The sequence below is a fragment of the Burkholderia sp. AU30198 genome, from assembly GCF_020419825.1.
Lineage (GTDB): Bacteria > Pseudomonadota > Gammaproteobacteria > Burkholderiales > Burkholderiaceae > Burkholderia.
The window spans coordinates 400,347-425,285 of record NZ_JAIZSA010000004.1; the positions used below are offsets into that span (position 1 = coordinate 400,347).

22 protein-coding genes are annotated in these 24,939 nt (G+C 65.6%); 5 read left to right on the forward strand and 17 right to left on the reverse strand.

The genetic code is table 11. From position 1 onward, the window contains the following. Window positions 1–168: 168 nt before the first annotated feature. The 15 genes from LGN19_RS12780 to LGN19_RS12850 form a co-directional block, all read right to left on the reverse strand. Window positions 169–1,848: a SpoVR family protein gene (locus tag LGN19_RS12780; RefSeq protein WP_122945305.1), complete on the reverse strand. Its 1,680-nt coding sequence runs from the start codon at window positions 1,846–1,848 to the stop codon at window positions 169–171. Beyond that, window positions 1,845–3,113, reverse strand: coding sequence for a YeaH/YhbH family protein (locus LGN19_RS12785; protein ID WP_011351906.1), 1,269 nt, complete (start codon window positions 3,111–3,113; stop codon window positions 1,845–1,847). The genes LGN19_RS12780 and LGN19_RS12785 overlap by 4 nt, the downstream gene beginning before the upstream one ends. Window positions 3,114–3,238: 125 nt before the next feature. Continuing rightward, a complete protein-coding gene (locus LGN19_RS12790) occupies window positions 3,239–5,161 on the reverse strand; it encodes a PrkA family serine protein kinase (RefSeq protein ID WP_043182748.1) in 1,923 nt (640 codons plus the stop codon). A 555-nt stretch (window positions 5,162–5,716) separates the two neighbouring features. Then, on the reverse strand, window positions 5,717–7,486 hold the full coding sequence (locus tag LGN19_RS12795; protein ID WP_226215016.1) for a methyl-accepting chemotaxis protein: 1,770 nt from the start codon (window positions 7,484–7,486) through the stop codon (window positions 5,717–5,719). Window positions 7,487–7,764: 278 nt separating this feature from the next. Continuing rightward, entirely contained in the window at window positions 7,765–8,694 is a 930-nt protein-coding gene (rbsK, locus tag LGN19_RS12800; RefSeq protein ID WP_226215018.1) for a ribokinase, read from the reverse strand. Further along, on the reverse strand, window positions 8,691–9,722 hold the full coding sequence (locus LGN19_RS12805; RefSeq protein WP_174912368.1) for a LacI family DNA-binding transcriptional regulator: 1,032 nt from the start codon (window positions 9,720–9,722) through the stop codon (window positions 8,691–8,693). Before LGN19_RS12805 ends, rbsK begins: the two co-directional genes overlap by 4 nt. Before the next feature lie 41 nt (window positions 9,723–9,763). Further along, the gene (locus tag LGN19_RS12810; protein WP_226215019.1) at window positions 9,764–10,783 is read right to left on the reverse strand and encodes an ABC transporter permease; all 1,020 of its coding nucleotides are present in this window, start codon (window positions 10,781–10,783) and stop codon (window positions 9,764–9,766) included. Further along, entirely contained in the window at window positions 10,780–12,393 is a 1,614-nt protein-coding gene (locus LGN19_RS12815; protein WP_226215021.1) for a sugar ABC transporter ATP-binding protein, read from the reverse strand. The genes LGN19_RS12810 and LGN19_RS12815 overlap by 4 nt, the downstream gene beginning before the upstream one ends. A 145-nt stretch (window positions 12,394–12,538) precedes the next feature. Then, window positions 12,539–13,489 (reverse strand): sugar ABC transporter substrate-binding protein, encoded by a 951-nt coding sequence (locus LGN19_RS12820; RefSeq protein WP_043182740.1) that lies wholly within the window; start codon window positions 13,487–13,489, stop codon window positions 12,539–12,541. A 277-nt stretch (window positions 13,490–13,766) separates the two neighbouring features. Beyond that, the gene (locus LGN19_RS12825) at window positions 13,767–14,153 is read right to left on the reverse strand and encodes a DUF805 domain-containing protein (protein ID WP_122945300.1); all 387 of its coding nucleotides are present in this window, start codon (window positions 14,151–14,153) and stop codon (window positions 13,767–13,769) included. A gap of 507 nt (window positions 14,154–14,660) precedes the next feature. Next, on the reverse strand, window positions 14,661–15,587 hold the full coding sequence (locus LGN19_RS12830; protein WP_122945299.1) for a CysB family HTH-type transcriptional regulator: 927 nt from the start codon (window positions 15,585–15,587) through the stop codon (window positions 14,661–14,663). 78 nt (window positions 15,588–15,665) lie between these two features. Further along, on the reverse strand, window positions 15,666–16,724 hold the full coding sequence (locus LGN19_RS12835) for a sulfate/molybdate ABC transporter ATP-binding protein (RefSeq protein WP_226215022.1): 1,059 nt from the start codon (window positions 16,722–16,724) through the stop codon (window positions 15,666–15,668). 13 nt (window positions 16,725–16,737) lie between these two features. Continuing rightward, entirely contained in the window at window positions 16,738–17,685 is a 948-nt protein-coding gene (cysW, locus tag LGN19_RS12840; RefSeq protein WP_226215029.1) for a sulfate ABC transporter permease subunit CysW, read from the reverse strand. Beyond that, entirely contained in the window at window positions 17,682–18,575 is an 894-nt protein-coding gene (gene cysT, locus LGN19_RS12845; RefSeq protein WP_226215030.1) for a sulfate ABC transporter permease subunit CysT, read from the reverse strand. Before cysT ends, cysW begins: the two co-directional genes overlap by 4 nt. A 122-nt stretch (window positions 18,576–18,697) precedes the next feature. Then, window positions 18,698–19,735, reverse strand: a complete 1,038-nt coding sequence (locus tag LGN19_RS12850) for a sulfate ABC transporter substrate-binding protein (protein WP_011351893.1) — start codon at window positions 19,733–19,735, stop codon at window positions 18,698–18,700. Between the two features lie 264 nt (window positions 19,736–19,999). On the opposite strand from LGN19_RS12850, the gene lexA reads away from it, so the two are divergent. From lexA to LGN19_RS12865, 3 genes are read left to right on the forward strand one after another with little or no spacing between them, the layout of a single operon-like run. Then, window positions 20,000–20,647 (forward strand): transcriptional repressor LexA, encoded by a 648-nt coding sequence (gene lexA / locus LGN19_RS12855; protein ID WP_226215084.1) that lies wholly within the window; start codon window positions 20,000–20,002, stop codon window positions 20,645–20,647. 26 nt (window positions 20,648–20,673) lie between these two features. Then, entirely contained in the window at window positions 20,674–21,009 is a 336-nt protein-coding gene (locus LGN19_RS12860) for a hypothetical protein (protein ID WP_011351892.1), read from the forward strand. Window positions 21,010–21,038: 29 nt separating this feature from the next. Further along, window positions 21,039–21,758, forward strand: a complete 720-nt coding sequence (locus LGN19_RS12865; RefSeq protein WP_226215031.1) for a DUF2939 domain-containing protein — start codon at window positions 21,039–21,041, stop codon at window positions 21,756–21,758. Between the two features lie 97 nt (window positions 21,759–21,855). Here the strand turns inward: LGN19_RS12865 and LGN19_RS12870 are convergent, their stop codons facing one another. Further along, entirely contained in the window at window positions 21,856–22,353 is a 498-nt protein-coding gene (locus tag LGN19_RS12870; protein ID WP_011351890.1) for a universal stress protein, read from the reverse strand. Window positions 22,354–22,690: 337 nt separating this feature from the next. Here LGN19_RS12870 and nodI point away from each other — a divergent pair, with 337 nt between their 5' ends. Together nodI and LGN19_RS12880 are read left to right on the forward strand one after the other, a co-directional pair. Beyond that, window positions 22,691–23,605, forward strand: coding sequence for a nodulation factor ABC transporter ATP-binding protein NodI (gene nodI, locus LGN19_RS12875; protein WP_226215032.1), 915 nt, complete (start codon window positions 22,691–22,693; stop codon window positions 23,603–23,605). A 6-nt stretch (window positions 23,606–23,611) separates the two neighbouring features. Then, on the forward strand, window positions 23,612–24,445 hold the full coding sequence (locus LGN19_RS12880; RefSeq protein WP_174950847.1) for an ABC transporter permease: 834 nt from the start codon (window positions 23,612–23,614) through the stop codon (window positions 24,443–24,445). Window positions 24,446–24,482: 37 nt separating this feature from the next. On the opposite strand, the gene LGN19_RS12885 is transcribed toward LGN19_RS12880, so the two are convergent. Further along, on the reverse strand, window positions 24,483–24,905 hold the full coding sequence (locus LGN19_RS12885) for a hypothetical protein (RefSeq protein ID WP_164462574.1): 423 nt from the start codon (window positions 24,903–24,905) through the stop codon (window positions 24,483–24,485). Between the last annotated feature and the right edge of the window lie 34 nt (window positions 24,906–24,939).

The following is a 24,939-nucleotide window of genomic DNA, read 5'->3' on the forward strand; positions in this document are numbered from 1 at the left end:
CGTGGCACCGGTTCCGGCGCACGGCGCTACGGGATTTTAGCGAAATGTAAAGTAACAGGCTCTCCGGGTTCGTCCGGATGTAGAAGATTTTTCTCCTGCCACGCGTTCGTCATATGAAAACGCCAGCCGCAAGGCTGGCGTCCGATGCAAACTTTCCGCCTGCGAGGTTCAGATCCGGACCTCCGGCGGCACGTAGCGGCACTCGTAGCGCTTGCGCACGGTGCCGGCTTCGTCGACGCTTTCCAGGAACACGTCGAACTGCCAGAGCCGCGCCATGTGCTTGAGTACCTCGTCGCTGTCGTTCGACAGGTGGCGGTTGTCGGTCATGAAGTGGCGCAGCGTGAGGCTGCGGTCGCCGCGCGTGTTCACCGCCCACACCTGGATGTTCGGCTCGCGGTGATGGATGTCGTACTGCCTCGACAGCGCCTGCCGCACGTACTGGTAGCCCGAATCGTCGTGGATCGCCGACACCTCGAGCGAATCGCGCATGTCGTCGTCGAGCACCGAGAACAGCCGCATGTCGCGGATCAGGCTCGGCGACAGGTACTGCGCGATGAAGCTCTCGTCCTTGAAGTTGCGCATCGCGTAGTGCATCGCCGGCAGCCACGGGGTGCCCGCGATCTCCGGAAACCACTTGTAGTCTTCTTCCGTCGGCGCTTCGCAGATCCGCCGGATGTCGCTCATCATCGAGAAACCGAGCGCATACGGGTTGATCCCGCTGTAGTACGGCTTCGTGACGGGCGGCTGATAGACCACGTTGCTGTGCGAATGCAGGAACTCCATCATGAAGCCGTCTTCCAGCTTCCCCTGGTTGTACAGCGTGTTCAGCAGCGTGTAGTGCCAGAACGTCGCCCAGCCTTCGTTCATCACCTGCGTCTGCCGCTGCGGGTAGAAATACTGGCCGATCTTGCGCACGATGCGGATCACTTCCCGCTCCCACGGCTCGAGCAGCGGCGCATTCTTCTCCGCGAAATACAGCAGGTTCTCCTGCGGCTCGGGCGGATAGCGGCCTTCCTGCTCTTCCATCTGCTCGGGCTTCTTGCCCGGCAGCGTGCGCCACAGTTCGTTGACCTGCGACTGCAGGTACGCCTCGCGCTCGCGCCGCAGCGCGGCTTCCTTCGACAGCGACGGCTTCTGCGGCCGCTTGTAGCGGTCGACGCCGTAGTTCATCAGCGCATGGCACGAATCGAGCAGTTCCTCGACGCGGTCGAGCCCGTAACGCTCCTCGCATTCCGCGACGTAGTTCTTCGCGTACACGAGATAGTCGATGATCGCGTGCGCGTCGGTCCACAGCCGGAACAGGTAGTTGCCCTTGAAGAACGAGTTGTGCCCGTACGCCGCGTGCGCGATGACGAGCGCCTGCATCGTCATCGTGTTCTCTTCCATCAGGTACGCGATGCACGGGTTCGAGTTGATGACGATTTCGTACGCGAGCCCCATCTGGCCGCGACGGTAGCTCTTCTCGGTCGACAGGAAGTGCTTGCCGAACGACCAGTGACGGTAGTTGACGGGCATCCCGACCGACGCATACGCGTCCATCATCTGTTCGGCGCTGATCAGTTCGAGCTGGATCGGGTAGATGTCGAGCTCGTATTGTTCGGCGACCTGCGAGATGTGCGTGTCGTATTCCTCGAGCAGTTCGAACGTCCAGTCGGACGGGCACGGCAGCGGCTTGCGTTCGGCAACGTTCATACGCGCTTCCTTTTGCCCTGGGCCGGGCAAGTCGGCGGCCGGCGGCGACGGTTCGGCCTGCCCGCGTTGCTGCGATGCGGCAGGGCCGGCCGGGTCGCCACCGGAGGGGCGCGGCGCATAGCCGCGCGACTCGTTGTGCAGATGGCGGGTCGTCATGACATTTCCACCTGCTTTTCGAACAATTCGCGAAACACCGGGTAAATGTCGGCAGCCGATTCCACTTTTTTCATCGCGAGATGCGGCTGAGACAGGGCCAGTTGCGCGTATTCCAGCCACAGGTTCTGCTCTTCCGGCGCGACCTGGATATACGCGAAGTAACGCGTCTTCGTGAGGATATCCTCTTCCAGGATTTTGCGACACTTGGGCGAATCGTCCGTCCAGTTGTCACCGTCGGACGCCTGCGCGCCGTAGATGTTCCACTCGGTCGGCGAGTAGCGCTCGTTCATCACCTTGCGCATCAGCTCGAGCGCGCTCGACACCACCGTGCCGCCGCTCTCGGTCGAATGGAAGAAGGTGTCTTCGTCGACTTCCTCAGCGCGCGTGTGGTGACGGATGAACACGACCTCGATGCGCTCGTAGTTCCGCTTGAGGAACAGGTAAAGCAGGATGAAGAAGCGCTTCGACAGATCCTTGCGCTGCTCGTCCATCGAGCCCGACACGTCCATCAGGCAGAACATCACGGCCTGGCTCGACGGTTGCGGCTGCTTCACGCGGTTGATGTAGCGCAGGTCGAACGGATCGATGAACGGAATCCGCCAGATGCGCCCCTTCAGGTGATGGATCTCGGCTTCGAGCACCGCGATCTCCGCGCGCCGGTCTTCCGGATCGCTCTTCATCGCCTCGAGCTGCGCCTCGAGTTCGCGCAACTCGTTGACGAGCGGCGAGCCGAGCGCGATGCGGCGACCGAGCGCGCTGCGCAGCGAACGCACGACGTCGATGTTGTTCGGCGTGCCTTCCGCCGACCAGCCCGCGCGTACGTTCTTCCAGCTCGGCACCGTCAGCAGGTGCGTCTTCACGAGGCGCGGCAGTTCGAGATCGTCGAAGAAGTACTGCATGAACTCGTCGCGCGACAACTCGAACACGAAGTCGTCCTGCCCTTCGCCCTCGTTGCTCGCCTGACTGCCTCCGCCGCCCGAGCCGCCCTGCGGACGCGGGATCTTGTCGCCGCGCACGTAGTCCTCGTTGCCGGGGTGCACGTATTCACGACGTCCGCCAGGGCCGTGCCGAAAATTCGGCTCCGCGATGTCCTTGCGCGGGATCGTGATGCTCTGCGTGCTCTGGATATCCTTGATGCTACGGTCGCGCACCGCGTCGGACACGGCACGACGAATGTAGTTCTTGACGCGACGCAGAAAGCGTTCGCGGTTGGCGATACTCTTGTTCTTGCCGGCCAGCCTGCGGTCGATGATTTGATGAAGCACTCCCGGTCTCCCGCTCGAAAGTCGATACGCCGGGACGCTCGCCGCACATGCCGTATCCCGTCATGCGGGCGGCGTCTCTGAAAACACCCGTACGGCGACGCCGTACGGGCGCGGTACCACGCGCGTCATGACGACTTGCGCACGCGCAGGTACCAGTCGCAAAGCAGCCTCACCTGCTTCGGCGTATAGCCCTTCGCGACCATCCGGTTCACAAAGTCCTCATGCTTGCGCTGTTCCTCCGCCGAACCCTTTGCGTTGAACGAAATCACCGGCAACAGTTCCTCGGTGTTCGAGAACATCTTCTTCTCGATCACGACGCGCAACTTCTCGTAGCTCGTCCACACGGGGTTCTTGCCGGCATTCGCCGCCCGTGCACGCAACACGAAGTTCACGATCTCGTTGCGGTAATCCTTCGGATTACTGATGCCGGCCGGCTTCTCGATCTTCTCCAGCTCCGCATTCAGCGCGGCGCGGTCGAAGCTCTCGCCCGTGTCGTGATCGCGGAATTCCTGATCCTGGATCCAGAAGTCCGCATACGTGACGTAGCGGTCGAAGATGTTCTGGCCGTACTCCGAATACGACTCGAGGTAGGCCGTCTGGATCTCCTTGCCGATGAATTCCGCGTAGCGCGACGCGAGCACGTCCTTCACGAAGGACAGGTACTTCTGCTCGGTTTCCGGCGGGAACTGCTCGCGCTCGATCTGCTGTTCGAGCACGTACATCAGGTGCACGGGGTTGGCCGCGACCTCGCTCGAATCGAAGTTGAACACGCGCGACAGGATCTTGAACGCGAAGCGTGTCGACACGCCCGTCATCCCTTCGTCCACGCCCGCGTAGTCGCGGTATTCCTGGTACGACTTCGCCTTAGGATCGGTGTCCTTGAGATTCTCGCCGTCATACACCTGCATCTTCGAGAACAGGCTCGAATTCTCCGGCTCGTGCAGGCGCGACAGCACCGAGAACTGCGACATCATCTTCAGCGTGCCCGGCGCGCACACGGCCTCGGCCAGCGACGAGTTGCGGATCAGCTTCTCGTAGATCTTGGTCTCTTCCGATACGCGCAGGCAGTACGGCACCTTCACGACGAAGATCCGGTCGAGCAGTGCCTCGTTGTTGCGGTTGTTGCGGAACGCCTTCCACTCCGACTCGTTCGAGTGCGCGAGGATGATCCCGTCGAACGGAATCGCGCCGAAGCCCTCTGTGCCCTTGAAGTTGCCTTCCTGCGTGGCGGTGAGCAGCGGGTGCAACACCTTGATCGGCGCCTTGAACATTTCGACGAACTCGAGCAGGCCCTGGTTCGCCAGGCACAGGCCACCGGAGTAGCTGTATGCGTCGGCGTCGTCCTGCGCGTACTGTTCGAGCTTGCGGATATCGACCTTGCCGACCAGCGACGAGATGTCCTGGTTGTTCTCGTCGCCCGGTTCCGTCTTCGCGATGCCGACCTGCCGCAGGATCGACGGATAGCGGCGCACCACGCGGAACTGGCGGATGTCGCCGTTGTATTCGTGCAGGCGCTTGACGGCCCACGGACTCAGGATGTTCTTCAGGTAGCGGCGCGGAATGCCGTACTGTTCCTCGAGGATCGGGCCGTCTTCGTCGTAGTCGAACAGCCCGAGCGGCGATTCGTTGACGGGCGAACCCTTCAGCGAATAGAACGGCACGCGCTCCATCAGTTGCTTCAGACGCTCGGCGATCGACGACTTGCCGCCGCCCACCGGGCCAAGCAGATAGAGGATCTGCTTCTTCTCTTCGAGCCCTTGCGCAGCGTGACGGAAATACGCGACCACTTGCTCGATCACTTCCTCCATTCCGTAGAACTCACGGAATGCCGGATAGACCTTGATGACCTTGTTCGCAAAGATCCGCGACAGGCGCGGCTCGTTGCGGGTATCGATGTGTTCAGGTTCCCCGATTGCTGCCAGCATGCGTTCACCAGCCGTCGCGTACGCGGATGGATCGTTCTTGCAGAGCGCGAGATACTCCTCCAGCGAGAGCTCTTCCTCTCGCGTTTTTTCGAAGCGGTTCGCGAAGCTGCTGTAAATATCCATGCTACCTCCCTCGCCTGAGTCTGAAGACGTGCCTGCCTTCGTACGACTGCGCAGAAGCAAGCGCGTTCGAATTCATCCTAAACCCTTTCTGTTTTTTTTTCACGAACTCTTCGTATGAAGTTCGTTATTCTCGACAACACCGCTTGGACAACACATTTCGTCGTTTTACAATCGATCTCCCGAGCCGCAGAAACTGCATCCGTCACGTCTCGTCGAACGACGGAACGTCTTGTGCGTTGGACACATCCGACGTTGTCACTTCTCCCCTTCATCTCTATACGTTCGAGCAGCCGTTTGCGACGACACGTTGCGCGCGCCGTTACAAATTTTTTTCGAAGCGCCCTTACGGAGATACCCGTACAACGGATGCGGGAACGTCACCTGTACCCACCTGTGCACGCATCCGTCGATGCAGGTCACGCGATGCGCGCGACGATGCACGATCGTCATTCATGCACATCGCGTGTCACATTTTTCCGCCGCAGAAACGACGACGCCCGCATGTCGCGGGCGTCGTTCGTCACCAAATGGGGATAGATGCGCGGCACGCGCGAATCAGAAGGTCTCCCAGTCGTCCGCGGTAGCGGCAGTCTGCGCGGACGCAGCAGAAGCAGCAGAAACAGCGACGGGCTTGCGCAGCGGCGCCACTGCGGCCGCGCGTTTCGGCGGCGCATCGCGATCATCGCGCGCAGCAGCCTGGACGGGCACGGCAACCGCCGCGGAGGGCGCACGCGGCGCGTGACGCACCGCAACCGGCGCCGCGGCGCCCGGGCGTGACGTGTCGCCGTCGAGCTGGAATACCGCTGCCGTTTCACGCAGGCGCCCGGCCTGTTCGTCGAGCGATTGCGCGGCGGCCGCGGCTTCCTCGACGAGCGCCGCATTCTGCTGCGTGACCTCGTCCATCTGCGCGACCGCGCGCGCCACCTGGTCGATCCCGCCGCTCTGTTCCTCGGACGCCGCCGCGATCTCGCCCATGATGTCCGTCACGCGCTGTACCGCACCGATCACGTCGCTCATCGTGCGACCCGCTTCGTCGACCAGCGTGGAACCCGACCGGATGCGCTCCACCGACGCATCGATCAGCACCTTGATCTCCTTGGCCGCAGCCGACGAACGCTGGGCCAGGCTGCGCACCTCGCCCGCGACGACCGCGAAACCGCGCCCTTCCTCGCCTGCCCGCGCGGCTTCGACCGCTGCATTCAGCGCAAGAATGTTGGTCTGGAACGCGATTCCCTCGATGATCGCAATGATGTCCGCGATCTTCGCCGAGCTGTCGTTGATCTCGCCCATCGTGCCGACCACCTGGCCGACCACCGTATTGCCCTTGTTTGCAATCTCCGACGCATTCGCGGCCAGCGAGCTGGCCTGGCGTGCATTGTCCGCGTTCTGTTTCACGGTGCCGGTCAGCTGTTCCATGCTCGACGCGGTTTCCTGCAGCGCCGCGGCCTGCTCCTCGGTGCGCGACGACAGGTCGATGTTGCCGGCCGCGATCTGGCGCGCCGCGGTCGCGATCGACTCGCTGCCGCCGCGCACGGTGCGCACCGTGTCGACGAGCCCGCGCTGCATCTTGCCCAGGCCCTCGAGAAGCTGGCCCATCTCGTCATGCCGGTCCACGACGATCGGCCGGCGCAGGTCGCCGGCGGCAATCGCGTCGAAATGCGCGAGCGCGTCGGCAATCGGGCGGCCGATCGCGCGGCTCAGCGTCAGCCACGACACTACCGCGGCGGCAAGGCCGGCCACCAGCGCGGCGATCGCCAGCACGCGCAGTGTGTCGTACGCCGATTCCGCGTGATCGAAGCCGGCTTGTGCATCGGTGAACTGGAAATTGCGCAGCGCCTCGCTCGCCGTCGACAGGTCGCTATAGCTCGCCTGGAGCTGCTTCGCGCCGTTGCCGATCTGGTCGGCCTGATTCGCTCCCACCACGTTCGCGAACGCGTCGCACACGCGCTGCAATGCCAACCGCTTCGCGGCGACGTCCTGGGCGAGCCGGTCTTCCTCCGGGCCGCGCGGCAACGCGAGATACTTCTGCCACCACGCGTCGGACTGCGTACGCATCGCGCGGCTTCGCGCGACGGCGTCCGCCGCATCGGGCGTGCCGGCCAGGAGCGCCGCCCGGTCGAGCGCCAGGCGTTCGCGCGCGGAGAATATCTCGGCCACCGATACATCGACCGCGCTTGGCATCTGGTTCGTGAAAATATCGCGCGTCGTATCGTTCGCGCGTGTCATACCGTACACGCCGAGCGCGCCGATCACCCCCAGGAGCACCGCCAGAAACGCCATCGTGAGACCGATGCGCGCACGAATCGTCAGGTTTTTGAACACCATCATCCTTCCTGTGTTGCGTCGTGATGGACGGGACAGGCCCGTCGCTTCGAAGCATTGCTTCACCCGGTGCATTTACGACCTTGCACCGCACAACTTGATGGTGATTCCGCTATTTTTTCGAATTATTTGTCTGTTTATTACAAATAGCTGAATGAAAAATGCGAGCTTCAGCGGGTGCTGGAAGCCAGACGATGGAAGGCGCTCCGCTGCCGGCGAGCGTCGGAGACTCGCGGCCGGCCGTCGTTGGCGACGAGCCGGCCGCGATGCGTGATCAGGCCCTATCCGGCCAGTTCGGCAAGCGTTGGAATCGACGGCTGCGCGCCCGCTCGCGTGACCGACAGTGCCGCTGCGCGTTGCGCGAAGCGGATGGCCGTGTCGACGTCCGCACCGGCCGCGAGCCGCGCGGAAAAGCCGCCGATGAAGGTATCGCCGGCCGCCGTCGTGTCGATGGCCTGCACGGCTGGCGCCGGATAGTGCCGTGCCGCGCCATCGGCCGTCAGCGCGAGCACGCCGCGCGCGCCCAGCGTGACCAGCACGTTGCGCGCGCCGCCTGCCTGCAGCACGCGCGCGGCGGCTTCCGCCTCCGCCGGGTCGCGCACAGGCAGCGCGGTCAGCGCGGCCGCCTCGACCTCGTTCGGGATCAGGTAATCGACGAGCGGCAGCCAGCCGTCCGGCAGCGGTGCGACGGCCGGGGCCGGATTGAGCACCACCGTGCGGCCGAGCCGACGCCCGGCCGACAGCGCCGCGAACACCGCGTCCGGCGGCGTCTCGAGCTGGCAGATCAGCACGTCGGCCGACGCCAGTGCGGCCTCGTGCCGTGCGACCGTATCGGTCGTGACCTCACCGTTGCCGCCCGCGACGATCACAATTGCATTCTGGCTCGCATCGTCGACGACGATCAGCGCAACGCCGGTCGATGCCGACGCGCTCGTCGCGAGCCCCGCGCAATCGATCCCCTCGGCTTCGAGGCCCGTGCGCAAGGCCGCGCCGTGCGCATCCGCGCCGACGCAGCCGATCATCGCGACCTGAGCGCCGAGCCGCGCGGCGGCGACGGCCTGGTTGCCGCCCTTGCCGCCCGCCGCCTGCGCGAACGCGTGACCGGCGAGCGTTTCGCCTGGCAACGGCAGACGCGGCGCACGCACGACGAGATCCATGTTGAGGCTGCCGACCACCGTCACGCGGCCGGTGCCTGCTGCGGGCGCCGTCATGCGCGCCCGCCGGAGGCCGGCGGCTCGCGGTAGACCGCAGTCGATTCGCGCAGCACGAGGCGCGGCGACACGACGCGGCGGCGGCTCGGCACGGCGGTCGAACCGCCGCCGATCCGCTCGATCAGCGTCTGCGCGGCCATTTCGCCGAGCGCGCGCACCGACTGGCCGACCGTCGACAGTGCCGGATACGTGTAGCGGGAGAATTCGATGTCGTCGAACCCGATGATCGAACAGTCGTCAGGCACGCGCATGCCGCGCTCGGCCGCCGCGCGCAGCGCGCCGACGCCCATCAGGTCGTTGCCTGCGAAGATCGCGCTCGGCCGCACCGATTCGAACAGCCGCGACGCCGCGTGATAGCCGCCGAGGCACGAGAAGTCGCTTTCCGCGATCGCGCCCGGCACGATGTCGACACCGCGCTCGGCCATCGCACGGATGAAGCCGTGCACGCGCATTGCGCTGACCGCCGTGTCGGTCGGCCCCGTGATGCAGCCGATCTTCGCGTGCCCGAGCTCGAGCAGGTGGCGCGTCGCCAGGTACGCGCCGCGCTCGTGGTCGATCTGCACGAGATCGGCCGCGAGCCCCTCGATGTTGCGGTCGACGACGACGAGCGGCGCGTGAATATCCGCAAGCGTCTGCGCGAGCACCGCATCCTCGCCCGCCGATGCGACGATCAGCCCGTCGATGCGCTTTTCCTGCAGCACGCGCAGGTAGTTGCGCTGCTTGACGGGATCGTCGTCCGAATTGCAGAAGAACACGCAATAGCCATTGGCCGCGCACTGATCCTCAATGCCGCGCGCAAGCTCCGCGAAGTACGGATTCGTGCTGTTCGGCACGACGAGGCCGATGGTCGCCGTCGAGCGTGCCTTCAGCGAGCGCGCCACAGCCGACGGCACGTAATTCAGCTCGCGGATCGCGCCCTCGACCTTCGCACGCACATCCGCGGACACCGGCCGCGAATTGTTCACCACATGCGAGACGGTCGTAAACGACACGCCCGCCATGGCTGCCACATCCTTGATCGTCGCCATTTCCCGTTTCTCTCTGCTCTCTGGTCTGTTTTGTGTGTTGCTTACCGCACGCGCATGCGCCGGCTGCGATACGTATCGAGCACGACCGCCACCACGATTACCGCGCCGGTGATGATCCGCTTCGTCGGTTCGTTCGCGCCGATCTGCGCAAGCCCCGCGGCCAGCACGGAGATGATCAACACGCCGAAGAACGTGCTGATCACCGAGCCGCGCCCACCCATCAGGCTCGTGCCGCCGATCACGACGGCCGCGATCACCTGCAGTTCGAGGCCCACGCCCGCATTCGGGTCGGCCGCCTCGAGCCGCGAAATCTGGAACAGCGACGCGAGCCCCGCGAGCGCGCCCATCAGTGCGAATACGAGAATTTTATACGGCCGGGGGTTAACCCCTGCAAGTCGGACGGCTTCTTCGTTCGTGCCGATCCCGACGAGATAGCGTCCGAACACGGTGCGCGTCAGTACGAACTGGGCCGCGATCATCACCGCGACCGCGATCAGGAATGCCGGCGAGATGCCGAGCGCGATCGGGTTCGACAGGAAATCGAACGCGTCGCCGATATAGGCCGTGCGCGAATTCGTCAGCTGGTACGCGAGGCCGCGCGCAGCTTCCAGCACGCCGAGCGATACGATGAACGACGGGATCCGCCAGCCGACCGTGACCGCGCCCGTCAGCGCGCCCGTGACGGTCGCGACCGCGATGCCGATCAGCGCGGCCGGCAGCGGGCCCCACTGCCATTTCAGCGCGGCGACGCTGACCATCGACGCGGCGAGCGCGAGCACCGAGCCGACCGACAGGTCGATCCCGGCGATGATCAGCACGAAGGTCATCCCGACCGACATCACGACGAGATCGGGAATCTGGTTCGCGATCGTGCTGAACGTGTCGTAGGTCAGGAAATGCGAGCTCAGCACCGAAAACAGCGCAATCATCGCGGCGAGCGCGCCGGCAAGCCCGAGGTAGTTGGACAGGCCCAGCCGCGTGCCGGACAGCGTGCGCGCACGGTGCCCCGTCACGTCCTGCTGCGCGCCTGCGTCGGTCGGGGTTACGGGAGGCTGGGTCATGGCTGTCGTCCTGTCGTCGAAGTGCCCGGCGCGGCGCCTGGCGCCTGCCCTGCGTCCGGATGCCGCACGCCGCCCGGCCGCGTCTCGCGGCCGAAGCCGGCGAACGCCGCGGCCAGCAGTGCATCCTGGGTCCAGTTGCCGCGCTCGAACACGGCGGTCATGCGGCCGGCCGACATCACGCCGATCCGGTCGCAGATCAGCATCAGCTCGCGCAGGTCGCTCGACACGACGACGAGCGCGCGGCCTTCGCGCGCGAGCGCGCCCATCAAAGTGTAGATCTCGAACTTTGCGCCGACGTCGATCCCGCGGGTCGGCTCGTCGAACAGCAGCACGCCCATGTCGCGCGCGAGCCAGCGGCCGATCACGACCTTCTGCTGATTGCCGCCCGACAGTTCGCCGACCGCCTGCGTCGCGCCGTGCATGCGGATCCGCAGCGCGTCTATCTGCTGCTCGGCGAGCGCCGTTTCGCGCGCGCTGTCGACGATGCCGCCGCGCGCGAGCCGGTCGAGCTGGCCGAGCGACACGTTCGCGGTGATCGACTGCGTCAGCAGCAGCCCTTCGCCCTTGCGATCCTCGGTGATCAGCGCGATGCCGTGCTTCACCGCGTCGACGGGCGAACCGATTCGCGCCGGCTTCAGCGGCTGGCCCACCGCGATCGTCCCCGCATCCGGCGTATCGGCGCCGTAGATCAGCCGCAGCAACTCGGTGCGCCCCGCACCGATCAGCCCGGAGATGCCGAAAATCTCGCCCGCGCGGACTTCGAGCGACACGTCGCGCACCGCCGTCCCACGGGTGAGACCCGACACGACGAGGCGCGGCGCGCCAAAATGGCGCTCGCCGAGATCGATGTGCTCGCCGACCTCGCGCCCGACCATCAGCGTGACGAGTCCGTCGGACGTCGTCGCCGCCATGTCGCCCGCATGGACGAGCCGGCCGTCGCGCAGCACCGCGACGCGCTCGGCGACGCGCGCGAGTTCCTCGAGCCGGTGCGAGATGTAGACGATCGCGACGCCGCGCGCCTTCAGCCGGTCGATCTGCTCGAACAGCAGCTCGACTTCGCGCGCGGTCAGCATCGCGGTCGGTTCGTCGAGAATCAGCACGCGGCAATCGCCGATCAGGTTACGCGCGATCTCGACCATCTGCTGGTGGCCGATGCCGAGCGCGCCCACCGGCGTATCGGGATCGACCGTGTCGAGCCCGACCTGTGCCATCGCGGCCCGCGCATCGTCGCGCAGCCGCGCGCGATCGATGATCCCGAAGCGCCGCGGCAGGCGATTCAGGAACAGGTTTTCGGCCACCGTCAGTGTCGGCAGCAGGTTCAGCTCCTGCATCACCATGCGCACGCCGAGCGCTTCGGCCTGGGTCCGGCTCGCCGGTGCATACGGCTGGCCGCCGAGCAGCATCGTGCCGGCGGTCGGTTCGACGAGCCCGCCGATGATCTTCGACAACGTGCTCTTGCCTGCGCCGTTCTCGCCCGTCAACGCAAGCGCGTGGCCCGGCTCGAGCGTCAGCGTGACGTCGGCGAGCACGGGTTCGGCATAGGTCTTGCCGATGCCGGATACGGACAGCACGGGAGGGGCTGCGCGGGAGGGTTGGAAGGTCGGGTCCATCGCGATCCTGGTTGCGGCCGCGCGCACGCGGCGCGCGGGTGTGACGCTCACAAGTGCATGTGCATGCAGTGGCCGTGATCGCGCTCACCCCGGATAACGGCCGCCGCGCCAAATTCTTGAGGGCGGCGGCCGCATCGGGGCCGCGTCACTTCGTCACGAGATCCACCGGCGTCTCGACCACGCCCGACATGTCGGCCTGCTTGCGATGCTCGGCGATCGCCTTGAGCGCCGTGTCGATGCCGAACACCGCCTGCTTCGCCGCGTACTGATCGGCGGTCGCGAGCACGCGGCCGTCCTTCAGCATCGGCTTGATCGCGTTGATGTTGTCGTAGCCGACCACGAGCACCTTGCCCTGCTTGCCAGCCGCACGCACGGCCGACACGGCGCCGATCGCCATGTTGTCGTTGCCGCACAGCAGCGCCTTCAGGTTCGGATATTCGTTGAGCATCGCGGCAGCGACCGCATTGCCCTTGTCGATTTCCCATTCGCCGGACTGCACCGACACGACCTTCATTCCGCCCGCCTTCATCGCGTCCTGGAAGCCGGCCGTGCGCTGCTGCGCGTTGGTCGTCGTCGACACGCCTTCGACGATGCCGACCTGGTCGCCCGCCTTCAGCCGCTTCGCGAGGTAATCGCCGATCTTGCGCGCGCCCTTGCGGTTGTCCGGCCCGACGAACGGCACGTTCAGGTTCTTCGACTTCAGCACGTCGGGGTCGAGCCGGTTGTCGATGTTCACGACGATGATGCCCGCGTCGACCGCCTTCTTCACGACTGGCACGAGCGCCTTCGAATCGGCCGGTGCGAGCACGATCGCGTCGACCTTCGACACGATCATCTGCTCGACGATGCGGATCTGGTTCGCGGTGTCGGTCTCGTCCTTGATGCCGTTGGTAATCAGGTCGAACTGGCTCGCGTTGTGTTTCTGGTATTCCTTCGCGCCCGTTTCCATCGTCAGGAAGAACTCGTTGGCGAGCGACTTCATCACGAGTGCGACCTTCGGCTTGGCCGTCGATTGCGCGTGGACGGCCGGTGCGGCGGCGACCGCGACGGCGGCGAGTGCGGCAGTCAGGAAGCGACGGCGAAAGAGGACATTCATACACATCTCCTGGCGACTGGCCCCAAGGGCCGGACGATTGTTTGACTGTTGTTTTAATGTGAGCAAACGTTTGCGCCACACTACCCGGACAACGGCCATCGATGCTGCTGTCGGTACCACGGAATGGAAGCGAGGCAGACGGCCGACTGCCTGACGCGTGCTGTCGATGACGCGCCGCCGCCGGCGGGACGCCGGCGGAGTGAAGGCTATGCTGTACCGATTCGTGTCGGCGCGCAACCTGTCTGATCAATATTTAAGGGTTTATTCGGAGCGCGCGTCACGCCGGGTCCTGCGGTGCCGGCTCGTCTTCATCAACCGACGGCGGCTCGCCGAACCGGTTCGCATCCGGCGTGCCGGCGATGAAGCCGTTCATCACGAACAACGCGAGCGCGCCAACGATCGGCACGAACAGCAACAGCATCCACCATCCCGACTTGTCGATGTCGTGCAGCCGCTTCACGCCCACCGCAATCGACGACCACACCGCGATGACCCCGATGGCGACGAGCACCGCCATCACCAGCGGCGGCAGATCGTCATTCGACGAACCGCGCGAACCCGCATCGAAAAACGCGCTGAGCAAAGCGTAAAACAGCGCGTAGATCCACCACGGCAGGCGCCCGATCCGGCCTTCGAAGGAAAAGAGAAACCATCTCAGATTCATTGTTTACCTCTTCGTCACGCGTGTTGCGTACTGCACAATATGTCGCGGAGTGTGTCGGAACCGGCGATCCGCGTGCGGGCTTCAGTGAATGCGAACCGACTGTCGGTCATGCGTCCCGCGGCTCGTTCCGGTGCTGTGCATTGCGCCGCTGTGTGGGCCTACCGGTCAGGTGGTGGTCGAAGGGCCGCGTCAACGCCCGCCCGCAGGCATTCACGCGCATTGAATCACATCGATGGGGAAACGGGTCGCCCGGTATGGCGGATGACGGCACCCGAAACGGGGTGCTCGCACGTGCTGCCTTGATGGTGTGCCGGCAGGCGACCGCATCGCGTTCGCCGCGTGTGGTGATGAATCGGACTGGAAACCGCGATGGCGGTCGATGATTCGGTGAATCGAACAACCTAGGCGGCGGCAGATCGCCTGCCGCCGCCCAATGCATGACAACCCCCGCGCAGGTACGTCGCGCCATCCGCTGCAATGGCGCGGACGGCGCGCGACGCGTTGTCGTCAGACGGCTTCGCGCAACAGCCCCGCGATTTCCGCTTCGTTCAGGTGCGGCGCGAACATCTCGATCAGCCGGTACGCATAGGCGCGCAGGAACGCGCCCTTGCGCAGCCCGACCCGCGTCGTGCTCGCTTCGAACAGGTGCTGCGTGTCGAGCGCGACGAGCCCCGTGTCGCGTTGCGGATCGTAGGCCATCGCCGCGACGACGCCGATCCCCATCCCGAGTTCGACGTAGGTCTTGATCACGTCCGCGTCGATCGCGGTCAGCACGACGTCGGGCACGGCACCCGCCTGCGTGAACGCCTGGTCGATGTGCGAGCGGCCCGTGAAGTCCTGGTCGTACGTGATGATCGGGTACTCGGCGATTTCCTCGAGCGTCAGGTTCTCGCGGCCGACGAGCGGATGGTCCTTCGGCACGACCACCGTGTGGTGCCACGAATAGCACGGGAACGTGACGATGTCCGGGTAGCGGTCGAGCGCCTCGGTCGAGATGCCGAGATCGGCCTCGCCGTTCAGGATCATCTGCGCGATCTGCTGCGGGCTGCCCTGGCGCAGCGCGAGGTGCACCTTCGGGAACACGTCGGTGAACTGCCGGATCACCTTGGGCAGCGCATAGCGCGCCTGCGTGTGGGTCGTTGCGACGACGAGGTGGCCGCTGTCCTGGTCGGCGAACTGGCGTGCGACACGGCGCAGGTTCTCGGCATCGAGCAGCATCCGCTCGATCAGCTGGTGCACGGCCTTGCCGGGCTCGGTGAGCCCCGTCAGCCGCTTGCCGCGGCGGATGAAGATGTCGACGCCGAGCTCGTCCTCGAGATCCTTGATCTGCTTCGACACGCCCGACTGCGACGTGTACAGCACGTTCGCGACTTCCGTCAGGTTCATGTTCTGGCGTACCGCTTCGCGCACGAAGCGCAGTTGCTGAAAATTCATGGGTATGCCTCTTAGGCTGTCGTTGTTTGCTTGTGTAATCGGAGCGGCACCCGCCCCCTCCTGCCCTGCACCCGCGCGTCAGCGCGCGGGGAATACGCGCACCGCGCGCGGCACGGCCGTCGCACCGTCGCCGACCTGCAGCGACAGCGCACGCCACGCGTCGCGGTCGAGTTCGGCTTCGAGCGCGCCGCCTGCGCGCGCCTCGAGCTCCACGCGCACCGAACCGCCGAGCGGAATCACGCGGCGCACGTCCACTGCGATGCCGTCGCGGTGCCCTTCGCCCGCCGGCCACAGCTGCAGGTCGTGCGGCCGCACGTACGCATTCGCGGGGCCCGCGAAATCGGCGTCGACCTCGATCGGCGCGGCCGCCCCCTCGGCGACGAAGCCGCGCCCGGCGACCGTGCCCGGCAACCGGTTGGCCGCGCCGAGGAACTCGTAGACGAACGCGCTCTGCGGATGATCGTAGACGTCCTGCGGGCTGCCGACCTGCTCGACGTGGCCGCGGTTCAGCACGACGATGCGGTCCGCGACTTCCAGCGCCTCCTCCTGGTCGTGCGTGACGAAGATCGTCGAAATGTGCAGGTCGTCGTGCAGACGACGCAGCCAGCCGCGCAGTTCCTTGCGGACTTTCGCGTCAAGTGCGCCGAACGGTTCGTCGAGCAGCAACACTTTCGGTTCGACCGCGAGCGCGCGGGCCAGCGCGATCCGCTGGCGCTGGCCGCCCGACAGCTCGGACGGATAGCGCTGCGAAAGCCAGTCGAGCTGCACGAGCTTCAGCAGCTCGTGCACCTTGTCGCGGATCACGCTTTCCGACGGCCGCTCGCGGCGCGGCTTCACGCGCAGCCCGAACGCGACGTTCTCGAATACCGTCATGTGGCGGAACAGCGCGTAGTGCTGGAACACGAAACCGACCTGGCGCTCGCGCGCGCCGACCGACGCGACGTCGAGCCCCTGCAGCACGACCTGCCCCGCATCCGCGTGCTCGAGGCCCGCGATCACGCGCAGCAGCGTGGTCTTGCCGCAGCCGGACGGCCCGAGCAGCGCGACGAGTTCGCCGGGCGGGAAGTCGAGCGATACGTTGTCGAGCGCAGTGAAATCGCCGAAGCGCTTCTGAAGGTGACGGACGGTGATACCCATTCTGGTTGCCTCTTTACGATTTCGACGAAACGGCGGCGACGGGGCCGGCATGTGCGGGAACGGCGTCGCGCGAGCCGGCCAGTTCGGCGGCCAGGTGGCGCTCGGCGAGCAGCTTCAGCGCGAGCGTGACGAGCGCGAGCAGCGCCAGCACCGACGCCACCGCGAACGCCGCCGCGAAGTTGTATTCGTTGTACAGGATCTCGACGTGCAGCGGCATCGTGTCGGTCACGCCGCGGATGTGGCCGGACACGACCGACACCGCGCCGAACTCGCCCATCGCGCGCGCGTTGCAGAGAATCACGCCGTACAGCAGGCCCCACTTCACGTTCGGCAGCGTCACGCGGCGGAAGATCTGCCAGCCGGACGCACCGAGCACGCGCGCGGCTTCTTCCTCGTCGGTGCCTTGCGCCTGCATCAGCGGAATCAGCTCGCGCGCGACGAACGGGAACGTGACGAAGACCGTCGCGAGCACGATGCCCGGCACCGCGAAGATGATCTGCACGTCGTGATCCTGCAACCACGGCCCGAACCAGCCCTGCGCGCCGAACAGCAGCACGTACACGAGGCCGGAGATCACCGGCGACACCGAGAACGGCAGGTCGATCAGCGTCGTCAGCAGCGCCTTGCCGCGGAATTCGAATTTCGCGATCGCCCACGATGCGCACACGCCGAACACGAGGTTCAGCGGCACGGCGATCGCGGCGACGGTCAACGTCAGCTTGATCGCCGACCACGCGTCGGGATCGGCGAGCGATTCGAGATAGAAGCCGACGCCCTTTCTCAACGCCTCGACGAACACCGCGGCAAGCGGCACGACGAGGAAGAATGCAAGAAACGCCAGCGCGATGCCCGTGAGCAGCCAGCGCACGACGCGCGACTCGCTGACGGGGTCGAGCCGCTTCGCGGCGCGCGCCTGCGCGGCGGACGGGTTTTTCAGCACGGCGGTAGCCTCCTGGCTCATTGCTGGCCTCCTGCTGCGACGGCGGTGACGGTGGCGGGCGCGGGGCCGCTCGCGCCCTTGCTGGTGCGGCGCTGCAGATACCACTGCAGCGTGTTGATCAGCAGCAGCATCAGGAACGACACGACGAGCATCACGACCGCGAGCGCGGTCGCGCCCGCGTAGTCGTACTGCTCGAGCTTGGTGATGATGAGCAGCGACGTGATCTCGGATTTCATCGGCACGTTGCCGGCGATGAAGATCACCGAGCCGTACTCGCCGAGCGCGCGCGCGAACGCAAGCGCGAAACCGGTGAGCAGCGCCGGCAGCACCGACGGCAGCACGACGCGGCGGAACGTCAGCCAGCGCGACGCGCCGAGGCACGCGGCGGCCTCTTCCTGCTCGCGCTCGAAATCCTCGAGCACCGGCTGCACGGTGCGCACCACGAACGGCAGCCCGATGAAGGTCAGCGCGACCAGCACGCCGGCCGGCGTGAACGCGATCTTGATGCCGAGCGGCGCAAGATACTGGCCGACCCAGCCGTTGGTCGCATAGACGGCCGCGAGCGAGATGCCGGCGACCGACGTCGGCAGCGCGAACGGCAGGTCGACGATCGCATCGACGAGGCGCTTGAACGGAAACGTGTAGCGCACGAGCACCCACGCGACGAGGAAGCCGAACACGGCGTTGATCAGCGCACCGCCGAGGGCGGACGCGAACGTCAGCCGGTACGACGCGAGCACGCGCGGCGACGTGACGGCAGTGACGAACTGGTCCCACGACAGCGTCGCGGTCTTCAGGAACGTGGCGGCGAGCGGTATCAGCACCACGAGGCTCAAATAGGCCACCGTGATGCCTAGCGTCACGCCGAAACCGGGCAGCGCGCTCGGCTTGCGAAAGGTGTACGTCGTCATCGGATGCTCTTGCTGGGTCGTTGCTGCTCATGGGTCCGACGCAAACGCCGGCGCGATGCATTGCGCCGGCGAGCCGTCGGGGATGCGGCGCGCTGTCGTGGCGCACCGCTGTCGTTATGGCGTTACTGCGGCTTGTAGATCGAATCGAACACGCCGCCGTCCGCGAAATGCGTCTTCTGCGCATTCGTCCAGCCGCCGAAGGTATCGTCGACCGTGTACAGCTTCAGCTTCGGGAACTGCTTCGTCAGCTCCGCCGGCACGTTCTTCGAACGCGGCCGGTAGTAGTTGCGCGCCGCGATCTCCTGGCCCTGCGGGCTATACAGGAAGTTCAGGTACGCGTCGGCCAGCTTGCGCGTGCCCTTCTTGTCGACCACCTTGTCGACCACCGCGACGGGCGGTTCGGCCAGGATGCTCACCGACGGCACGACGATCTCGAACTTGTCGGTGCCAAATTCCTTGACCGACAGGAACGCCTCGTTCTCCCATGCGATCAGCACGTCGCCGATCCCGCGCTGCACGAAGCTCGTCGTCGCGCCGCGCGCGCCCGAGTCGAGCACGCCCGCGTTCTTGTAGAGCTTCGTGACGAATTCCTTCGCCGTCTGCTCATTGCCGCCCGGCTTGTGCACCGCGTACGCCCAGGCGGCCAGGTAGTTCCAGCGCGCGCCACCGGACGTCTTCGGATTCGGCGTGACGATCGAGATGCCCGGCTTGGTCAGGTCGTCCCAGTCCTTGATCCCCTTCGGATTGCCCTTGCGCACCAGGAACACGATCGTCGACGTATACGGCGATGCGTTGTCGGGCAGGCGCTTCTGCCAGTCCTTGTTGACGAGCCCCTTGTTCGCGAGCGCGTCGATGTCGTACGCCAGCGCCAGCGTGACGACGTCGGCCTGCAGGCCGTCGAGCACCGAGCGCGCCTGCGCGCCCGAACCGCCGTGCGACTGCTTGAAGTTGACCGTCTCGCCCGTCTTGGCCTTCCACTCCTTGCCGAACGCCTGGTTGAAGTCCTGATACAGCTCGCGCGTCGGGTCGTACGACACGTTCAGGAAGGTCGTATCGGCCTGCGCGTGCGTCGCGACGCCCAGCGCCGCCGCCGCGCCCAGCGCGAGTGTTGCGATCAGGCGGCCCACTCCGCCCACCAGCCCCGTATTGCGCTTGCCCATCCTTGGTTCTCCAGTGTTGTCGGTATTGCGATGTCGGGCCAGTCTAACGAACGGGTTACATGATTAAAAATAATCGTTCCTCATTTTTTAATACCCAAAAGTGCTAACGCAGACGGGATGGACGGTTGCGGCAGATGAACCGGCGTCCGGACGCCGTGAAATCACGCCGGAACCGGCGCGATCGCGTCGAACCTCACGTAACACTTGAAATTCCCGAACTACTGTATAAAAATACAGCTCACTGTCTATCCATACAGTTCAGCCATGACCAAACTCACCGCCCGTCAGCAGCAAGTGTTCGACTTGATCCGCCGCGCGATCGAGCGCTCCGGATTCCCGCCCACCCGTGCCGAGATCGCGGCCGAACTGGGCTTCAGCTCGCCGAATGCGGCCGAGGAGCACCTGCGTGCGCTGGCACGCAAAGGCGTGATCGAGCTGGCCGCCGGCGCGTCGCGCGGCATCCGCCTGCTCGGCATCGAAGACGCCCCGTACCAGTTCACGCTGCCGCACGCCGGTCTGATGCAACTGTCGCTGCCACTCGTCGGCCGCGTCGCCGCCGGTAGCCCGATCCTCGCGCAGGAGCACATCTCGCAGCATTACGCATGCGATCCCGCGCTGTTCACCAGCAAGCCCGACTACCTGCTGAAAGTGCGCGGCCTGTCGATGCGCGACGCCGGCATTCTCGACGGCGACCTCCTCGCCGTGCAAAAGCGCACGGAAGCGAAGGACGGCCAGATCATCGTTGCGCGTCTCGGCGACGACGTCACGGTCAAGCGCCTGATGCGCCGGCCGGGCGGTCTCGAGCTGATCGCGGAGAACCCGGATTACGAAAACATCTTCGTCAAGGCCGGCAGCGCGGAATTCGCGCTGGAAGGCATCGCCGTCGGGCTGATCCGCTCGGGCGAACTCTGACATTCCGTCTCGCTGAGGAGAACATCATGGAACGCCTTGCCCGTCTGCTGCCTTTCCGTCAATTCGGTCGCCTGCGTCACCTGCGCGGCCGCACGCCCTGCGCACCGCTGTCCGCGGCGGCGCCTGTGCAAGAAGAAGTCGCAGTCGAACGGCAGGCGTCCCTGCTGCCGTCGGCGCTCCCCGCTTTCGCGCGGGTATCGCTGAACGCCGGCCTGAATCACGCAGAGCCCGCACGCCGCGCACCGGTGCGCGTCTATCACGGCCGTTCGCGCCTGATCATGGTCGGCACGATCGATGCCGTGTGCCGGATGATCGATCACTGCATCGCAGAGGAACGATCGGCCACGCCGGGCGGTCTCTGATTGCGGAACATCCCCGCACCGGAGGCAACGTGACCGGATCGTCGGGCCGCGCCTGGCGGCTCAAGCCCCTGCTGATCGTCGTGCTGGCCGTCGCCGTCGTTGCGGCGATCGGCTATGCCTACGCGTCGCCGTACGTCGCGCTCGGTCGCCTGAAATCGGCGATCGATGCGCGCGATGCGCAGGCCATCAGTGAATATGTCGATTTTCCGTCGCTGCGCATCAGCCTGAAGCAACAGGTCACGGAAGAGTTGATGCGTCGGATCGACGCGGTGAAGAAGAACAATCCGTTCGCGGTGATTGGCGCGCTGATCGGGTCTGCGCTGATCGGCCCGCTGGTCGATGCGTACGCGACCCCGGAGGGCGTGGCCGCGCTGATGAGCGGGCTGCCGCCGTATGGCAATCCGGGGGAGCGTCCACCGGAATGGTCGAATCTGCCGTCAGGCAGCAACGCACCGGGCAACACGCCAGCCGCACCGGCAGCCAATCCGGCACCGGCGAGCGCAGCGACTCCGGGCAGCAACGCGACCACGACAGTTGCGTCATCGCAACCACCCGCCGCTGCCGCACCGGCCGGCCCGGTCGATGCAACGCATTCGCCGCACCAGCAGCAAACCAGCGCCGGATACCGGAATATCGATGAATTCGTCGTGACCTATCAGCGCAGTGCCGATGGCACGCGCTACGCGGCGATATTCCACCGCTTCGGCCTGTTCTCGTGGAAGTTGTCCGCGATCGACCTGCACGCTTGACCAGTCTCGGCTGGCCACGGCCGGCGCCCGCGCCACTGACGTGGCACGACGCCTGACCGGCGCGATTCGCCGGTCAGGCAGTCATCGAATCATGGGATCATTTGCCGTTCGCCGTGGCCGCTTCACGCTCACGCGCGATTTCGGCTTTCTGCTCCTGCGCGGACGAACACGCAACCAGAATGCTGCAGTTCACGCGATCGAGCAGTTGTGTGTTGCCCGAGCCCATCCACCATCTCGACAGCCCGCTGCGGCACCGATGGCCGACAACAACCAGATCGGCCTGCAGTTCCGTCGCAAGATTCGCGATTTCGTCGATCGGATAACCGAACGCGAAATGGCCTTCGGCCTGCACGCCGCGCTCGCGTAGCCAGTTCACCCCTTCCTGCAGGATCTCACGCGCGGTTTCCTCGAACCGGCCACACGCGACGTCGGTCAGCAAACCCGCGCTCTGTGCAATGCTCGAGCGCATGTCGACGACCGACAGCAAATGCGTCTCGGCCTTCAGGTCCATCGCGAGATTGGCGCCGCAGCGCAATGCCTTGCGTCCTTCGAGCGTGCCGTCATAACACAAGAGAATCTTGTTGTAGCTAGCCATGGAACCTCCCTATCGCAACAACGAGCCTACGCATTCATCATGGTGCGCCGCAATTCAGGACGCAAGGGATGGAAAACGCTGATTCGCCCCGCTCGGCGCGTGCGCGATGATGCGGTGCACGATCGGTGCGCGCATGCATCGCACCGTGCAGGCATGCCCTGAAGAGACGCAGCCGATGCACTAGAATGGCCCGTTCGTACTCCAGCGGGCCATCAGGTGCCGGCGTCGTGCGCTTCGGTCATGCCCGTGTGACACGCAATCGTCCGATCGGTTCGCCAGCCGGCCACGCATCGGGCAGCGGAACGCTGCCGCGCCCGCTTACAACGACAACATGCCCATGTCCGTTGCACCGATCGATTTCCGGAGCGTCGAAAAGCGCTATGGCGACAAGCTCGTCGTCAACGGCCTGTCCTTCACCGTACAGGCCGGCGAATGCTACGGCCTGCTCGGGCCGAACGGCGCCGGCAAGACCACCACGCTGAAAATGCTGCTCGGCCTCACACATCCCGATGCAGGCACCATTTCGCTTTGCGGCGAACCGGTTCCATCGCGTGCGCGACATGCGCGCCAGCGCGTCGGGGTCGTCCCGCAGTTCGACAATCTCGACCCCGACTTCACCGTGCGCGAGAATCTGCTCGTGTTCAGCCGCTATTTCGGCATGTCGGCGCAGGCTGCGCGCGCGCTCGTGAAGCCGCTGCTCGAATTTGCGAAGCTCGAGAACAAGGCCGATGCGAAGGTCGGCGAGCTGTCGGGCGGCATGAAGCGCCGCCTGACGCTCGCCCGCGCGCTCGTCAACGATCCCGATGTACTGGTGCTCGACGAGCCGACGACGGGCCTCGACCCGCAGGCGCGTCACCTCATGTGGGAACGCCTGCGCTCGCTGCTCGCACGCGGCAAGACGATCCTGATCACCACCCACTTCATGGAAGAAGCCGAACGCCTGTGCGACCGCCTGTGCGTGATCGAGGAAGGCCGCAAGATCGCCGAAGGCGCGCCGCACGCGCTGATCGAATCGGAGATCGGCTGCGACGTGATCGAGATCTACGGGCCCGATCCGGCCACGCTGCGCGACGAGCTGGCGGCGTTCGCGAAGCACACCGAGATCAGCGGCGAGACGCTGTTCTGCTACGTGAGCGACCCGGAACCGCTCAGTGCGCGACTCAAGGGTCGCACGGGGTTGCGCTATCTGCATCGCCCGGCCAATCTTGAAGATGTGTTCCTGCGGCTCACGGGCCGCGAAATGCAGGACTGATCGATCATGGACGTCCGCAACTATTCCGCCGCCGCACCGTCGGCACCGCCGCGCGTGTCACGCTTCGCGATCGCGATGCCCGCCAACGCGACCAACTGGATCGCCGTCTGGCGGCGCAACTATCTCGTCTGGCGCAAGCTTGCGCTCGCGTCGATGTTCGGCAATCTTGCCGATCCGATGATCTATCTGTTCGGGTTGGGGTTCGGGCTCGGCCTGATGCTCGGCCATGTCGACGGCGTGTCGTATATCGCGTTCCTCGCGGCCGGCACGGTCGGATCGAGCGTGATGATGTCCGCGAGCTTCGAGTCGATGTATTCGGGCTTCTCGCGAATGCACGTGCAGCGCACGTGGGAAGCGATCATGCATACGCCGCTCGCGCTCGGCGACATCGTGCTCGGCGAGATCGTCTGGGGAGCCAGCAAGGCGATGCTGTCGGGGGCCGCGATCATGCTCGTCGCGGGGGCGCTCGGCTATGCGCAGTTTCCGTCGATGCTCGCGGCGCTGCCCGTGATCGCGCTCGCGGGCCTCGCGTTTGCAAGCATCGCGATGATCGTCACGGCGCTCGCGCCGTCCTACGATTTCTTCATGTTTTATCAGACGCTCGTGCTGACGCCGATGCTGCTGCTGTCGGGCGTGTTCTTCCCGACCACGCAGTTGCCGCCGATCGCGCAGCACGCGGCGCAGGCGCTGCCGCTCGCGAACGCGGTCGAGCTGATCCGGCCCGCGATGCTCGGCCGGCCGGCGACCGACGTCGCACTGCATGTCGCGGTGCTCGCCGGCTACGCGGTCGGCGGATTCCTGCTGTCCGCGTGGCTGTTCCGGCGGCGGATGATGCGCTGACGGCCGGCGCATCGCGCACCGGCTTCATGCGACGACGTCACTCGTCGTCGTCGCTCCACGGGATCTCGACGTCGGTCAGGAACGCGACGGTCGCGAGCGGGCCACCTTCCTGGCGGCCGAGCTTGCCGTCCGCGCGATGCCATTCGACGCGGAACTGCGTGCCCGGATCGTCGGCGACCAGATAGACCGAGCGCAATTCGTCCGCGTCGGCTTCGTCCACCGGGCCGTCGAACGACACCAGCATCTTCTGCGGCCACAGCCCGTTGACCGGATCGTAAATGCGGTCGCCCTGCGGAATGTCGATGCTGGCGTCGACGCCGATCGTTGCGGAAGCCTCGATGATCATCGTGCCGAGTGCGTTGAGCACGGCAGTCGCCCGCGCGGAATTGGCCTGGCGGATCGCGAGATCGCCGCGCGTCAGCGCCTTTTCGAGTCGAGGATGAATCTTCGGTTGGGTCATGCGTTTTCCTGTTTGCTTCTTGTAAATGGCGCCG